The organism is Actinoplanes sp. ATCC 53533 (assembly GCF_003947245.1).
Map to the genome: position 1 here is coordinate 57,968 of NZ_QHHV01000055.1, position 16,015 is coordinate 73,982.

A 16,015-nucleotide genomic window follows, 5' to 3' on the forward strand; every position below is an offset into this window, starting at 1 on the left:
CGCGTCCGTCAGAAGACAGGTATGACAGATCTCCAGGCGATGATCGACCGCACGTCCGCAGCGATCGTCCAGGTGGGCGCGTCCGATGACGCCGCCTGGCGGTTCGCGCGCTGCTGGATGCTCGCGACCCGGTTCGGCCAGGACCGGGCGGACGCCGACCTGGCCGCCGCCCTCGCCGATTTCGACGAACTGCCGGCCGATTTCCCGGGCCGGCCGAAATTGGCGTCGATCCTGGTCACCAGCATGATTCAGGCGCAACAGTCGAGTGACCCCCGGGCCGCGGCGCTGACCGCGGTGGCGAATGAGGATCCCCGGCCGCTCGGAGAGTGGCCGGCAACCGCGGCCGCGGTGCGGGCCCGATCACTGCTGGAGGCGTCGATGCACGGCGGTCCGGGGTTCAATGTCCGGGCCGCCATTCAGGAACTCGAGGGTCTCGCCGCGACCGCGGCCGGCGTGCGCCCGCAACAGGACCTGGTGGAGACCGCCCGCGTCGGGCTGACCATGCTCCGCGACTTCCACGACGGCAGTCCCAGCGAAGTGATCAAGTCACCCGGGCGGATCCGCGAGTTTCTGACGACGCTGGAGGACAGCGGGATCGGCGACACCTCGAAGATCCGGATCAGAGCCACGGCCATGGCCGCGATGGCCGAGGCGTACGCCGCAGCGATTCGGGGCGACTTCACCTTGTTCGCCGCCGAGATACGCAACGCTCAGCAGATCATCGGTGGCCTGCCGCCGGGTGACCCGGCCCACCGCCAGACGGCCGACCTCATCAAGAACCTCGGTCCGATCCTGGACCTGAACGACACGCTCACCACCGCCGCCACCACCGGCACAACCGCTACGCCGTCGCCGAACGCGGATCAGAATCTGGCGACGCTGCGCGACCAGGCCGCGGCGCAAGGGCTGGCGCCGGCCGAGCGCGCCGTGCGTCTGCACACCCTCGGCTTCGCCGAGATGGGCTACGGGTACGACTCGGACGCCATGCTCGACTCGGCCGTCGATCATCTGCGCGAGGCAGTCTCGCTGGCCGGGGAACACGACCATCGACTGGTCTTCTACCTGTCCACTCTGGGGACCGCCCTACTGCGCCGGGTGGAGATGCTCGCCGGCCGCGCTGACCTGACCGAGGCGATCCAGCTGCTGGAGAAGGCGCGGGCGATCGCCGGTTCGGATCTGCACGGGCACTGGACCACCCTGAGCAACCCGCTGGCGCACGCCTACCGTCTCGCCGGGCAGCGGGTGCGGGGCCGCGAGGTGGCCTTGTCCGGCCTGCGGGGACACGCGTGGAACGTGCTGCTCCAGGCGGACACCGCGGCCGCCCAGGTGGCCGCCCGGAACGCGGCCGGAGACGCCATGGACGTCGCGTCGTGGTGCATCCAGGACAACGATCCCGAGTCGGCGGCGATGGCCCTGGACGCCGGCCGAGCCCTGATCCTGTACGCCGCCACCGAGACCCGGGAGCTGGCTGTTCGCCTGGTTGACGAGGGCCGGCCCGACCTGGCCGAGCGGTGGCTCGCCACGGCCGGTGACGCTTCCGAGGTGCCCGGTGAGCTGCGGCGCGAGGTGATCAGCGCGATCGCCCACATCCCCCTCGACGCGGCCGGGACCGCCCAGGCGCCCCTGGACGCCGGTTCGGTGCGCCTGCTGGCGCCGCCCGACCTCAACGAGGTCCGGGTGGCGCTCACCTCACTCGGCGCCGACGCCCTCGTCTACCTGATGCCTGGCCGGGAGCGCTCCGGGGCGGCGGTGATCGTGCCGGCCGCGGAGCCGCCGACCTGGCTGATGCTGCCTCAGCTGGTCCACGGCTGGGGAGCTGACTTCGACACGTTCCTGACCGCGACCACGCGGACCAGTCAGCGCCGTGACCTGACCGCGTCGGCCCCCATCGGCACGCTGGAAGACCTGTGCGAACGGGCCTGGACGGCGGCGATCGGCCCGGTCCTCGCCCGCATCCCGGACGCGTCCAGGATCGTGCTGATCCCGATGGGGGAGCTGGTCCGGATCCCCTGGCACGCCTCCCGCCGGACGGTCGACGGCCGGTTGCGCTATGCGATCGAGGACGCGACCTTCTCGTACGCCCCATCGGCGCGCCTGCTCTGCGACCTGGCCTGGCGAGGCGCCGCGCCGGCCGCGGAACGATGCCTGATCGTCGCCGACCCGGACACGGCCGGCGCTGCCGCCGAACTGAGCGCGGCCCGGGACGAGGCGTGGGCGATCCGGGAGGCCTTCTACCCGGCGGCCCGCTACGTAGGCCGTCTTCCCGACGGCTCCACCGCTCCCGAGGGCCCCGGCACCCGGAAGGACGTGACGGGTTGGCTGGCCGACGCCAGCGAGGCGGGTGCGCTGTTGCACCTGGCGTGTCACGGCGTGGTCGAGCCCGGCACGGACACCGCGGACACGTCCTACCTGCTGCTGTCCGGCGGCGAACGCCTGTCGGCCGAGGAACTCGTGTCGTCGGCGGCCGGCGTCGGCCGCCCGATCGCCTTGGCGGTGCTGGGCGCGTGCAGCAGCGGGGTCTGTGGCCGCGGGGACGACGAGGCGTTCAGCCTGAGCACGACGTTGCTGGCCAACAACGTGGCAACGGTGGTCGGCACCCAGTGGAGCGTTCCCGACGCGGCCACCTCGGTCCTGATGTTCATGTTCCACCACTACCTGCGGCAGGAGAACCTGCCACCGGCCGAGGCCCTGCGCCGGGCCCAGCTTTGGATGATCGCCCCGAACCACCGGCCGCCCGCCACGATGCCGGCCCAGCTTCGGGCCCTGACCACCCGATCGGAGCCGGCGCCTCCCACCGAGTGGGCGGCGTTCGTCCATTTTGGACGTTAGTTGGGGTCGGCTACCAGCCGAGGTGGACAAAACCCGCCCAGCCGGTCAGGGATGTGTCGTCACCGGCGGTGCGCATCTCACGCTGGGCGGCTCTCAGCGCCTCGTGCGGCCGGCGGCCGTGGGCGGCCAGATGGTCGTGGAAGCTGACCATCAGCCGGGCCGTCGCGCGGTCCGGGACCGGCCAGAGGGAGCCGATCGCGCTGGTCGCGCCGGCCACGAGGAACGCGGTGGACAGGGTCACCGCCTCGTCGTAAGCGCGGCCGGCGCGGTGGGTCGTGCAGGCCGCCAGCGAGACCAGTCCGGGCGAACGGCCGGCCGGGCGGGCCGCGGCAGCTCGCATGAGCTCCTCGGATGAGACGCGCGTGCCGTCCGACAGCAGCAGGTAGGACGAGGCCGGACCGTCGGCCCGGATGACGCCGTGGCAGGCCAGGTGGAGGACGGTGGCGGGCGGGGCGCCGGTTGCGGTCAGCCAGGCGAGGACGTCCTCCGGGGTGCCGCGGCCGTCGGCGGTGACGGCCGGTCCGTCGGGGCGGCCGCAGTACCGGCCCGCGGCGTAGTGCGTCCGGAAGATCGTGCTGGCCTCGGCTCCGGCGTGCGGCAGAGCCTGGTCCCGGTCGCCGGTGTCGGGGTTGCCGATCACCAGCCCGGCTCCGTTGAGCGGCGGGACCGTCCGGCGGGCGACCTCGACCAGCAGCCGCGCCGAGGCGATGTAGGAGAACGCGGCCTCGTCGATCGCCCAGCGGCCGTTGCCGTATGTCGCGTGCCAGGGCACTGTGGCCAAGGCCCCGCTGGGCACGAGCACGAGATGCGGTGCGCCGGTGTGGGCGGGGCGCCAGTGGTCGAGCAACGGTCGGATCGCCGCGTCCCAGCCCGTCCGGCACACCTCGGCGAGGGAGCTCCCGACCGCGGTGCTGTCGGGCACCGGGCTGATTTCCCGGACGGCGACGGCCTGTTGCACGGCTGACGGCACGGCCCAGTCGCCGGTGAGCGCGGGCAGGTCCAGAGCGTCGACGCTGCCATCCCTGGCAACGATGAGGGCAAGCCCGGAAGCGCCGTCCAGGCCGGGGCACAGATACACCAACGCGTCGGCGGCCATGGCGGTCAGCGCTTCGCCGAGGTCCTCGATGGACGGCGGGTCGAGCAGCCGCGCCTGCTGTCCGAGGACAGTCAGCGTCCGGAAGCGGGCGTCGCCGGGAATCGCCGGGGCGGCGTCCCGCCAGCGCGTACTGGCCCCGTCCGGCACGGGGTCCTGGGTCCACTGGGCGGCGAGTTCGGTTTCGCCCGCCCGGCGCAGGAGATCGGGGACGGTCGCGGCCACGGTCGCGGCGTGCAGGACGAGCCCGCGGCCGGTCTCCAGCGCCGACCAGGCGCCGGCGCGGTCGCCGGCGTCCAGAGCCACGTGGGCCAACCGGAGCGCCTCGGACGCGGTGGCGCGGGCGGCGACCATCGCGTCCTGGGTTCCGGACTGCAGGAGCACCTGCCAGGCCCGGGCCCGCAGCGCCGCCCGGCCGGACTCGACCGCGGCGTTCAGGTCCCCGGCGGCGGCGAGCGCCGTGCTGAGGGCGAACCCGACCTCGGCGGCACCGCGTTGCCCCGGCTCATCGCTCGCCAGCTGGTGGGCCTCACGCAGCGTTCGGACGGCGCGGCCGAGATCGTCCGGACGGGACTCACGCTGGTACAGGTCGAGCAACGCCATGCCGTACCCGGTCAGGAAGCGGGCGCGGAGCAGGTGACCGGCCGGTTCGCGCAGGGCGGCGGCGAGGAGATCGGTGCCTTCGCGGACGAGATGCGGAGCGTCCTGGACGCGGCCGGCCAGGAGCATGGTGCTGCCCGCGCTCAGTCGCATCAGGGCCGTGAAGGGGGCGCTGGGCGGCAGACCGGCCAGCATCTCGCGGGCGTACCGGACGGCCTCGGTCCAGTCGTCCGGCTGCCCCGTCGCCCCGGCGCGCATGGCGTACCCGCCGGCCAGACCGCGCAGCGCCTGGACCCGCCGCGGATCGCCGGGCGGCGCGGCGGCCAGCACGCCGGTCAGGAGCTCCAACGTGCCGGCCGGGGGAGTCTCGTTCGTGGCCTCGCACCACAGGATCCGGGCCTGGGCCAGGCTGAGGTCCAGTTCGTGCCGCTGGGGATCATCGGGCACCTCGTTCCGTACGTCGTTCAGCAGGTCGAGGCTCCAGCGGAGGTCGGCCAGGCTGCCGCGCATCTCATACCGCAGGATCAGCGCGTTGGCCACCGAGGCGGCCATCGCGACCCGGTTGAGGTCGTCGCGGCTGGTCTCTCGAAGCGCCTTGTAGGCCTGGTTGATCGCGGTGTCCACGGCTGCCGGGTCGCCGCCGACGTAGTAGGCGAGTGCGGACGCCGCCGTGGCGAGTTGCGTGGCGGCGGCCGCTCGAATCTTGGGTGGCGTGCTGCCGCCCGCGACGATCCGGCCGAGCATGTCGACGGCCCGGTCGGCGGCGATCGGGCCGGCGCGTCCTGCCTCCGCGCTCACGATCGACAGGTAAGCCAGGTGGTAGCCCACCTCCGCCCATTCCGGCGACCGCTCGGGCAGCCGGGCGAGCGTCTCGGCCGCGGCCGCCTCGGCCGCGGCGGCATCCCGGTCGGAGCCGGATCGGCGGGCCCGTTCGGCCAGCAGCCGGACGAGTCGCGCGTCCACGGATCGGCGAAGCTGAGGATTGACCTGCGGCCCGACCGCTGCGAGGTCGGCGAGGATCGGTTCGATATCGGCCATCCGGTCACCGGTGATCGCCGCGAGGTCGAGCCGGGCGGTCGCCCGCACCGCGCGGGCCTCGGCGATCAGATCCGCCTCGGTGGCCGGGTGCCCGATCAGACGGCCGGCCTCCTCGGCCGCGGCGCGCAGCTCGGCCGGGTCGGATCGCTCGCCGGCGACCGCGCGGCGGAAATGCGCGACCATCAGCAGGTAATGCCACTGTGGCTGCAACGCCGTCGGCACCGACCCGAGGCCGACCGTCGCCGACAGGTCGATGACGCTGTCCAGCTCGCCCGCCGTGGCGGCCGCACCGGAGTTGATGACGGCGTCGGCGTAGGACATCGCCAGCATCGGATATCCCGATCCCTCCTCCCACCCGGTTCGCAGGATCCTCAACGCGTGCCGGTGATCCGCGACGTTTCCGCCGGCCCGGAAGCGTTCCTCGTGGAGCGAGCCGAGCCGCAGCCACAGGGAGGGCCGGTCCGGCCATCCGATGTCGAGCAAAGCCCGGAAGGCCCGCTCGGCCGCGTCGAAGTCGTCCGCCCGGTGGTGCCGGGCGAATCGGCCGAAGAGGTTGTCGCCGAGCACGTTCGTGAGGGCGAACCACTCGGGCCCGCCGGGCGGGAGGCGACGGATCGTCCGGGTCCCGAGGTCGATCGCGCGGTCGAGGTCACCGCCGGAGTCGCGGTTCTGCAGCGCTTCCGCCAGCAGTTGGACCAGCGCGGTCTCGAGTCCGGCCCCGCCCGGCCGGTCGGAGCGGAGCAGGGCCAGCGCCCGGTCGCAGGCGCCGATGATCCGGTCGAGGTCGTCCGGCGCCGACCGGCGGCCGGGGACGAGGGCGGCCTGGCCGCACCGGAGCCACCGCAACCATGCGAGGCCGTACCAGGCCAGCGGATCGTCGTCCGGCTCGGCGGGCTCGGCGATGGCTCGGTCGATCAGCTCGGGCGGAGTGTCGAAATCATAATCGAGAGAATTCTCGTCCACGTCACTGTTCTGACGGACGCGCGCTGTCCGTCAGAGCCCTCTGGGAGATGACTTTGGCGGAGACCGACCGCATCGGCGTGTTCCAGCGGTTCGGTGTGGCCGGCCGGCGAAAGGGAGGGTCCGCATGCCGGACGAGGAGGATCTCGCGCGATGGCTCGTCGACCGGAACGCCCGGTGGGCGGCGCTCGCGGTGAGCGCCGCCGACGGCCGTGAGCGGCTGGGCATCGCACTGGGTGCGCTCGGGGATCCGATGGCGTTCGCCCGGGCCGCGGTGGCCACGCTGAGGCTCAACCGGATCGCCGAGGAGCTGGCCGATCCCGATTGCACCGAGCTGGCCGGGAAACGCCTGACCGAGTGCCTGCGGGTCGCCGCGGCGCTGCCCGCGGTCGGGTACGGGTTCGAGGCGATCCGGGACGCGGTGCGGGATCTGCGGGACGCGGATCGCCGTATCGAGGCCCTCACGCTGCGGCACCGGGCGACGCGGGCCGACCACGCGGGGCGGCTGGGCGAGGGGCGCAGCCTGCGGGAGCAGGCGCTGCCGAGGGCGCCGGCCGGGTCGTACCTGGAGGCAGTTCTGCTGATCGAACTGGATCGGATGGCCGAGGCGTGGCGGGTGCTCGACGACCTCGATCTGCCCGACCCGGTCGCCATGGCGGAGCTGAACATCCTGGCTGGGCGGCCGGAGAAGGCCCGGGAGATCCTCGCCCTGGCCCCGGCGTTGCCGCCCGAACCGACCTGGTCGGACCTCGGCCGCCGCGCCGGCATCGCGCTCGACCTGGGCGACGTCGAGGCGGCCGACGATCTGGCCGGGCGGGCGGTCGCCGCGTTCGAGCGAGCACCGGTGCCGAATGACTACTATCGCGCGCTGGCCGGCGATCATGTGGCCGTCGCCGGGATGTACCACGTCGCCGTCCGGACCCGGGTGGAGCTGGGTGACGTCGGGGGCGCGTTCGGACTGGCCGACCGGGTGCGGGCGGCGATCACACAACCGGGCCGGAGCCCGGCGATCCGCGGCGCCGAAGCCCGCCTGGGTGCCACTCATGAGCGACTGGCCGCGGCCGCGCTGCGCGGTGCCGAGCCCCGGCACGCCGACGTGGCCGCCGAGGTCGTGGCGGCCGAGTCAGCCGTGGACCGGGTGTCGTCGGGCTCGCCGGTCGGGTGGCCGGCCGGGCCGAGCCTGGACGAGATCCGGCAGTCGCTGCCCGCCAACGCCGCGCTGCTCTACTACCAGTCGTTCGACCGGGACCTGCTCGTCTGGGCGGTCCGTCGCGACGGGGTCGTTTGCCGCCGGCGGAACCTGTCGCGCCGTGACCTGGCCCGGGCGGTCCGCGAATTGCACTCGGCGTGCGCCGATCCGGCCGCCGACGGTGACCGCGTCCCGGATCTGGCGGCCCGCCTGGCGGTCGACCTCATCGAGCCGGTGGCCACGGCGCTGACGGGAATCGACCGCCTCTTCGTGGCGCCGCCCGGGAATCTGATGCTGCTTCCGTTCGCCGTCCTGCCGCTGAACCGGGTCGCGTTGGCCGAGCACTTCGTGCTGTCCGTGCTGCCGTCGGCCGCGCTGCTGACCCGGTCCGAGGCCGGCCGGCGGCTCGACACCGGCAAGGCGCTGCTGGTCGGCGATCCGCAGTACGCCGATCTGCCGCGGCTGCCCGGCACCGGGGTCGAGGTCCGGGCTATCGCGAGCCGGCTCCCCTCCGCGCTGGTGCTGGCCGGGCCGGCCTCGACCAGCGAGGCGTTCGCCCATCACGCGGTCGGCCGATCCATCGTCCACCTGGCCACCCATGGCGCGGTCGACGAGTTGCGGCCCTACCTGAGTGAACTGGCTCTGTCCGGAGCGGATCGGCTCACGCTGCCGGACCTGGCCGCGCTGGACCTGGATGTCGACCTGCTGGTGTTGTCAGCCTGCCACACCGGCAGGGGCCGGGCGACCGCCGGCGGGGACGTGCTCGGCCTGACCCGGGCGGCGCTCGCGGCCGGCGTCCGCCACCTGATCGTGTCGCTCTGGCCGGTCGATGACATCTCGGCCTGCCTGCTGATGACCACGATGTACCGGCGGCTGACCCGCGGCCACACCGTCGCGGAGGCATTGGCCTGTGCTTCCCGGGACTTGCGTGCGATGGACGACAGCCGGCGCGTCGCCGCCTACGCCCGGTTGGCCGACGCACGCCACGCCAGCCGGGTGCGCGACGTGGAGGCGGTCGAGACGCACGTCCCGGCCGGCCACAGCCTCCCGCCCGCGCACTGGGTTCCGTTCATCCACATCGGAGTATGACGATCTCATCCGCCCTGCGTCGGTGGCCCGGCTCTCCGGGCTTCGGCGAGCTCCATCTCGCGCAGGGCCGCCAGCCGACGATCGAGATCGGCCAGCACCTCGGCCGGATCGGCACCACCAGCCAGTCGTGCGTGCACCGCGGCACGCAGCTCGCGCACCAGTACGTCGTGCAGGTCGTCGCTGGGCAACCACATGGCGGTCAGCGGCCGTTGCGGGCCCGCGCGGTCCGCAACGGCGATCTGGCCGGATCCGTCGCGCGGACGTGCCGCCGTGACGGCCGGCTGGTGGGGCGCTCGCCGGCCATCGCCCCCAGGTCCGTCTCAGTCATCGCCCTCACCCTTCCGATGCTAGCCCTCCCAGCGTTCTGACGGACGGTCCAGAGAGCCGTCATTCTCGGTGCTCGGTGACTGCGGCGGCCGGGAGAGCAGGGTCACCACGACGGCGATGATCCGGTCGAGCCGGTCGGGGTCACCGATCAGGCTGATCACCTGTTCGGGGCCGGTTTCGCCGGCGTCCGGCGTCCGGTCCAGGCCGTCGGAGCAGGGCACGCCGCCGAACACGGCGTGCAGCACCTCGGAAACGGCCTCATCCGGTTCCTGGCCCCGCCCGATGCGGATGTCAAGGAGCTCGATGGCGCGGGCGGCGAGCTCATTGAGCAGGGCGTCGGTGCGCTCGTGGAGCGCGACGACGACCGGTTCCGGTTCGGCGTGCGTGCCATCGGCACTGCGGGACGGGATCCAGACCGGTGCGCTCTTGCGGCCGATCGGGCGCTCGACGTTCTTCTCGTACCAGGTGGTGCGCCGGCGCATGGCGTTCAGCACGATCTCGACCTCCTGAGAGACCACGGCCTCGGTCGCCGTGTGGTCGCCGGTGTGCGCGGCTCGCCGCTCGGCCCAGGAGGTGAGCGGCCACAGCGAGGAGCCGGCCGTCGCGTCATTACCGGACCACTCGAGGATGGCGACGGCCAGTTCCAGGCGCCAGCTGTCGTGACCGAGCTCGTCGGCCAGCCAGCGCGGGACGCGGGGGCGCTGCGGGGCGCCACGCTCGCCGCGGCGCTTGCGGTAGCCGTCCACCGTGGCCGGGCGCAGCCGCAGGGCGAGCCAGCCTTCGAGATTGTCGATGGGTGTGACAGCCCGGGCGAAGAGATGATCCAGGACCGCGTCGAGATCATGGTGATAGCGATCCAGGCACTCGGCGGCCAGCCCCTGGAGCCCGACGGCGCATCGGAGGTGGCCGCGCCGGAGCTCGAGCGGTCTGGTCAACCGCAGGAACAGCAACGGACCGGCGATCGCGCCGGCACCCGCACGCAGGTGACGCCGCCGTTCGGCGTCGGCGGTCCGGAATTCCTCCGCGAGGATGCCCTCGCGAGCCAGCCGGCGGACCTCGTCCGCCGCGCCGAACGACCTCGAATCGGCCACGGCAACTCCTCTGATGTCGGCGTTTGCCCTGATCGTGGAGATCAGCGGAGATCAAACGGGGACATCGCGTGAGTCGTACGTGGAAGTACGTATGCGGCAGGCGGGCCGCCTGCCGCATACGTACGAGGGGTTGGGCTCAGGACATCTGGCTGGGCCGGGGCCCTGAATTCAGGTCGAGCACCACACTCGACGTGACCGCACCGTTGAGGAATACGGTCACCGTGTCCCCCGCGTCCCCCGCGGGGTCGTGGAGGGTCAACTCCACCGACGTGCCGTTGGTCATCGCGTCGCGGACCAGCCGGGCGACGCCCTCGGCGTCCGCGTCGGCGATGCCCCACTCCTGGGTGCCGATGATGAGCTTCTTGGTCATGCGTCTACTCCTTCGATCGAGAACGTGAACGTGAAATCCTGGGGGTGCCGCTGGTGGCGCCCGAGGCCGAACTCTTCCTGGGCGAGCAGCGAAGTGCGGTAGAGCCCGATGCTCCGGCCCACGACTCCGGTGAGCAGCTCGTAGGCCGTGTTCACCAGCACTGCCGCGCCCCCGGCGACCGCGACCGCCACCGCGGCCTGCGGCGCGGCCATCGCGAGGCCGGCGACCTGAGCGCCGGCCGCCTGCACCACCGGGCTGGTGAGCTTCCGCTCCAGCAGCGCGCTGAGGGCGAGGCTGTCGGTGGTGTCGCGGGAGACCCACACGGCGATGTCGAGGAAGTCGGCCGCGGGTCCGTGATAGATCAGCACATCGTCGAGGGGGAGCCGCTCGTCGTCGCGGACGTTGCTGAACCGCATCGTCTCGGCGTGGTAGGCCGGCACGCCGCCGGTGCCGTTGGTGAGGACCATCGCGTCCACCCGGATGTCGGCACTGCCCAGCGCCCGGTTGCGATGGACGATCAGCTCACCGATGCGCACGGCGACCCGGCCGGGCGTGGCGCCGCGCGGCGACAGCAGGCGTACCGGCTGCTCCGGCCGGTCGTCGATGAGGAACGACGCCGTCTCCGCCTCCGGTGGCGGGGTCGGGCTCACCACGAAATCGATCGGGACGACGTCGTAGCGGACGCGCGACGGCGGCGCGTCGCCGACCTCCCGGCTCGTGCCGGTGGCGATCTGGGCGAGCAGCCGTTCCAGCTGGGAATCGTCCCCCGCGCGCACGGCGCCCGAGCGTGCACCCTGCTGGCGTAGCACACCGACGTCGACCGGCCCGTCGCTGATCAGCACGATTACTGTCTCTGGCCGAGCGACTGTGGTCTCGACGCCCTCCGGCCAGGTCACGGCGACTCCCGCGAGTCGCTCCCGATCCTCGTCCCAGCCGTACGTGTAGGTCGCGCCCGGAGCTAGCCGGATGCCGCCGGGGTCGGCCGCGGTCAGCGGTGCGATCCGCGACGCGATGCCGATGTCGACTAGCGAGACGAACATGGCCTGGTCGCCGTCGTTACGCAGCCGGATGTAGATGCGCTCCGCACCGTACGCGAAAAGCAGTGACCCGTTGAGCGCGAGCGGCTCCTCCCGGCCGTCACGCACCAGCCCCCACTCGACGTGCACGTCGTGCGTCAACGGCCGCTGCGGGTCGCCGGCGAGGCGCCGCAGGGCGGTGGCCTGGGCGATGCGCTGGAGGTTGGCCATGACCGAGCCGATACCGAGCGCGGTTGCGGGATAGGGCGGGTGCAGCGGGCCGTCGTCGTCGTGCACCGCGAGGTGGCCCTGCTCGTCGGCGACCACCGCGATGGTGGCGTCCGGGTCGGGCCGCAGGAGCGGGCGCAGGCCGATGGCCTTGGTCAGTTCGGCGGCCGCGGGATGGTCGAGCGGGAGCCGCACCGGCAGGGCGGAGGCGGCCGCTCGGGTGCGGTGGGCGCGGGCATCGGCCGGAACCGGCTGCCCGGTCACGGTGAGGCGTAGTTGCGCCGTCGCCGAGGTCGGCTGGAGACGGTCGACAGTCGCGGTGCCGATCGGCGGTCCGTCCTGCGGTCCCGTGGCGGCGGCCGGCATGATCGTGAACTCGTCGCCCCGCTCGACACCGAGCAGCGGCGCGCCGAGCAGCTGGATCCGGTCCGGCGCGACCGCGACGACCGGCAGTGAGCTCAGCGCATCCAGGTCGGTCGTCTCGAACGGAGCCCGAGCGGAAGGGCCCTCCGCCTCGGGCCGTTGCACCGGCTGAAACTCCTGCACGTCCCGGCGGACCGCGTCGATCAGGGTCGACCAGTTGACCCGCAGGCTCTGATTGTCGCGCAGCGACCGGGACAGTGCGTCGGTGAGCAGCCCCATCTCCACTCCGTCGCGGTTGGTGCCCTCCCAGGCCGACTCGGACGGCGAGCAGGCCACCACCCGGACCGCGTGCGGATTGCTGATCAGGGAGCGCTGGTCGATCGCCAGGCCACCGTCCACCATCCGGGCGTTGTGCCGCCGGATCGAGTCGTAGGTGATCCGCACGCTCGGCGGGCGCAGCAGCGCCTTGACCCGCATCGCGGTCTGCCTGGACATGTGTGCGGCATGGCAGCAGTCGAGGATGACCGTGGTGTTGAGCGCGACGTTCGTCAGCCGGGCGAGCCGGACGGACAGTTCGACGCCGGTGATGCCGCGGAAGTCGTCCTCGTCGGAGTCGTTGTAGTCGTCCGGCACGATGAACTGCAGGTCGGGCCCGTCCACGGCCCGGGCCCGGCCGCCGTGGCCGCTGTAGTAGAGGACGAACGCATCATCCGGGCGCGCGTCCACGATGAGCTTCTCGTACGCGTCGAGGATGGCCTCGCGGGTGGCGGCCGGCGTGACCAGCCGCTCGACCTGGAACCCCCGCGGTTCCAGAGCAGCCGCCATCGCCTCCACGTCGTTGAGCACTCCGCTCAGGCCGTTGGTCTCAGAACCGATCAGGAGGGCATGTCGTGTCATGCCTGCCTCTGACGGACCGCTACGGGAACAGGTTGTCCCGCCGTGCCTTCGCTGTCGCCTCGACCTGGCCGTGTACCTCCATTTTCCGGTAGACCTGGTGGAGTTGGGTCTCCGTGGTCCGGCGGGTGACCCCGCGGGCCTTGGCTATCCGGGAGGCGTCCAGGCCCTGGCACAGGAGTCGTAGCGTCTCGAGTTCGGCCTCGGTCAGCCCGTACGGCCGGTCGGCCAGGTCGAGGCCGAACTGCCGGGCCAGCCGGACCACGTTGGCCCGGAGCGGCTCGGCGCCGAGCCGCTCGGCCTCCCGGTGTGCCTCCAGCAGTGGCTCGCGACCCTCGATGCGGCCTGCCGCCGTGGCCTGCCGCCATCGCGCGTAGGCCGCCTCGTAGGGCCGGTCCAGCCGGGTCCATCCCTCGGCGACCTGGCTCCACAGCACCGCCGATTCGATGCCCTGCAGCCGCTGCCGTTCCGCCTGGCACAACCGGACGAGCTGGTCGGTCTCCGGCGTGGACTCCGGCGGCTGGGCCTCGAATCCCTCCCGGGCCAGCTGGTCGCCGACCGCCATGGCCCGCCGGGGATCGGTGGCCGCCAGGTCGGCCGCGCAGCGCAGACCGACTGCGCACAGCCGCAGCCGCTCCAGACTGTTCTCCCCCTCACGCAGGGCGGCCACGCCGCGCGCCACCTCCCGCACCGCCTCCGGCAGGTCGTTGTCGCCGAGCGCGACCAGTGCCCGGATCGTGTGCAGCGGGCCGAGGAACCGGGGATCGCCGTTGAGCTCGACCCCGTCGATCGCGTCGAGCAGTTCCCGAGCCTGGTCGAAGGCGCCGCGCGCGGTCTTGATCTCGGCCAGGGTCAGCCGCGGATAGATGCTCTCGGCGGGCGGCCGGTCCAGCAGCACCTCGGTGATGATCTGCTCGGCGTCGCGCCACTCGCCCAGCATGACCAGGGCGACGCTCGCGTTGTTGGCCAGAATCATGGCCTGGGTCGTGGCTCCGAGATCGAGCCTCCGTCCCTCGGCCAGACCGGTCATCGACGCCTCCGCGGCCTCCCGCAGGTTCCCGGCGTTCTCCAGGATCAAACCCAGATTTGCGTACGCCCGCAGCAGGTCCTCGATGTGCTTCTCCTCCCGGGCGATCGTGATGGCCCGGCGTAGCCGCTCGACGCCGTCGGTGAACTCGCCGAGCATGCCGCGCGCGAGGCCGGAGACGTCCAAGGCCCGGCCCTCCTCGGCCCGCGCGTCGGCATCGATCGCCACTCGCAGAGCGGCGTCGGCCATGTCGTTGCCCTCCGCGTACCGGCCGGCGTGCAGCCGGGCGAGCGCGATGGCCGCGAGCACCCGGGCCTTCACCGCCGACGGTGGCTGCCCGTCCAGCATCTCGGCGGCCTCTCGGTAGACCCGGCCGGCCTCCTGCCGGTGACCCGTCTCCCACAGGTAGTTGGCGTGCCGCTCCCGCAGATCGGGACGGTCCTCCCCGGCTTCGGCGATCGCGCTCTCGATCTCGGCGATCGCCCGATCGGTGTTGCCCGACCAGCGGGCAGCCTCGGCCGTCTCGACCAGCAGTTGCACTTGGGACAGGCCGGCCACCCCCGCCGCGCCGGAAAGCCGCGGCCACAGCTTCAGCGCCCGGTCGAACTGAACCTCCGCCGACTTGAACGCGAAGGTGCGCATCGCCTGCTGTCCGGCATGTACGGCGGACGCGAGCGCCTCCGGCCAGCTGCCCGCCTGATACCAGTGGCTGGCCAGCTCGGCCGCTGCGGAACCCTCGGCCAGGCTCAGGCTCGCGTCGGCGGACAGCGCGCGGGCCATCGCGCTGTGCAGGTCGACCCGGATGTCGCGCACTGTCGTCTGATACACCGCCTCGCGCAGCAGCGCGTGCCGGAACTGGTAGGTGTCCTCGTCGCGCCCGGCGACCAGCATCTGCCGATCGAAACACTCCTGCACGGCCGCGCCCAGGCCGTCCGGCTTGAGGCCGCTGACCAGGCGCAGCAGTCGTCGGCTCATCGCCCGCCCGGCCACCGCGGCGACCCGCAGGACCCTCAGCGCGTCGTCACCCAGACCGCTGAGCCGGGCCAGCAGAACCGACTCCAGGTCGGCCGACAACCGCACGTGCTCCGGGCTGTCCAGGGCGCCCGCCGCCATCAGCTGCTCGGCGTAGAACGGGTTCCCCTCCGACCAGACGAGACACCGCTCGACCAGGGCCGGGTCCAGCTCGTCGGGGCCGGCGTTCAGCAGTTCCTCCAGTTCCTCCAGGGTGAACGGGTGCAGCTCGGTCCGCTCGACCCGCCGGGTGAAGTCCGCGCTCGCGAGCAGTTGCCGCAACGGGTCGGTCCGGCCGAGATCGTTGGAGCGGTAGCTGCACACGAGCAGCAGGCGGCGCTCCTCGGCCCGGGCCTGCGTGAGGTGCCGCACCAGATCCAGGGTCGATGGATCGGCCCAGTGCAGATCTTCGATGATCAGCACGAGCGGGACCTCGACGTACTGCAACATCCGCCGGACGTTGACGAACACCTGCTGCGGGCCGGAGATGTGATCGCCGCGGCGATCGAAGAAGTCGTTCAGCCGGCGGTAGGCCTCGCTCTCCGCACCGAACTCCCGGCCGAAGAGCTCCAGGATCTCCAGCAACGGACCGTACGGCATCGGGTCGCCGAAGTGCTCCTCGCACGCCCCGGCCAGCACCCGGGCGCCCGACTCACGAGCCGCGGCGGCGAACCTGTCCAGCAGCCGGCTCTTGCCGATGCCAGCGTCCCCGCAGACCAGCACAGTTCTGGCCGTACCCTGCCGCACCTCGGTGAGACACCGGGCAAGGGTCGCCATCTCGGCCAGACGGCCGACGAAGTCAGCCACGGCCGACGATCTCCAGCACCGCGGCCCTCGGCCGGTCCGGTCCGATCGTCGAGCCCGGCCGTGCGCCGAAGACTGTGCCGTAA

Annotated in this window: 9 protein-coding genes; 2 read left to right on the forward strand and 7 right to left on the reverse strand. The window is 72.6% G+C overall.

Annotation, left to right across the window (positions count from 1 at the left end):
- Positions 1-21: 21 nt before the first annotated feature.
- Complete coding sequence (locus DMB66_RS18805; protein ID WP_125805399.1) at positions 22-2,829, forward strand: CHAT domain-containing protein; 2,808 nt, start codon at positions 22-24, stop codon at positions 2,827-2,829.
- A 10-nt stretch (positions 2,830-2,839) separates the two neighbouring features.
- Here DMB66_RS18805 and DMB66_RS18810 read toward each other — a convergent pair whose 3' ends face one another.
- Positions 2,840-6,523, reverse strand: coding sequence for a CHAT domain-containing protein (locus DMB66_RS18810; RefSeq protein ID WP_125805400.1), 3,684 nt, complete (start codon positions 6,521-6,523; stop codon positions 2,840-2,842).
- Positions 6,524-6,647: 124 nt separating this feature from the next.
- Here DMB66_RS18810 and DMB66_RS18815 point away from each other — a divergent pair, with 124 nt between their 5' ends.
- Positions 6,648-8,798, forward strand: coding sequence for a CHAT domain-containing protein (locus DMB66_RS18815; RefSeq protein ID WP_125805401.1), 2,151 nt, complete (start codon positions 6,648-6,650; stop codon positions 8,796-8,798).
- Between the two features lie 5 nt (positions 8,799-8,803).
- Here DMB66_RS18815 and DMB66_RS18820 read toward each other — a convergent pair whose 3' ends face one another.
- The 6 genes from DMB66_RS18820 to DMB66_RS18840 form a co-directional block, all read right to left on the reverse strand.
- Positions 8,804-8,992, reverse strand: a complete 189-nt coding sequence (locus DMB66_RS18820) for a hypothetical protein (protein WP_125805402.1) — start codon at positions 8,990-8,992, stop codon at positions 8,804-8,806.
- A 5-nt stretch (positions 8,993-8,997) separates the two neighbouring features.
- On the reverse strand, positions 8,998-9,126 hold the full coding sequence (locus tag DMB66_RS65240; RefSeq protein WP_255440832.1) for a hypothetical protein: 129 nt from the start codon (positions 9,124-9,126) through the stop codon (positions 8,998-9,000).
- A 19-nt stretch (positions 9,127-9,145) separates the two neighbouring features.
- A complete protein-coding gene (locus DMB66_RS18825) occupies positions 9,146-10,216 on the reverse strand; it encodes a hypothetical protein (RefSeq protein ID WP_125805403.1) in 1,071 nt (356 codons plus the stop codon).
- Between the two features lie 136 nt (positions 10,217-10,352).
- A complete protein-coding gene (locus DMB66_RS18830; RefSeq protein WP_125805404.1) occupies positions 10,353-10,586 on the reverse strand; it encodes a hypothetical protein in 234 nt (77 codons plus the stop codon).
- Positions 10,583-13,090, reverse strand: coding sequence for a caspase family protein (locus DMB66_RS18835; protein WP_125805405.1), 2,508 nt, complete (start codon positions 13,088-13,090; stop codon positions 10,583-10,585). Before DMB66_RS18835 ends, DMB66_RS18830 begins: the two co-directional genes overlap by 4 nt.
- Positions 13,091-13,109: 19 nt before the next feature.
- Positions 13,110-15,932 (reverse strand): AAA family ATPase, encoded by a 2,823-nt coding sequence (locus DMB66_RS18840; protein WP_125805406.1) that lies wholly within the window; start codon positions 15,930-15,932, stop codon positions 13,110-13,112.
- Positions 15,933-16,015: the final 83 nt, after the last annotated feature.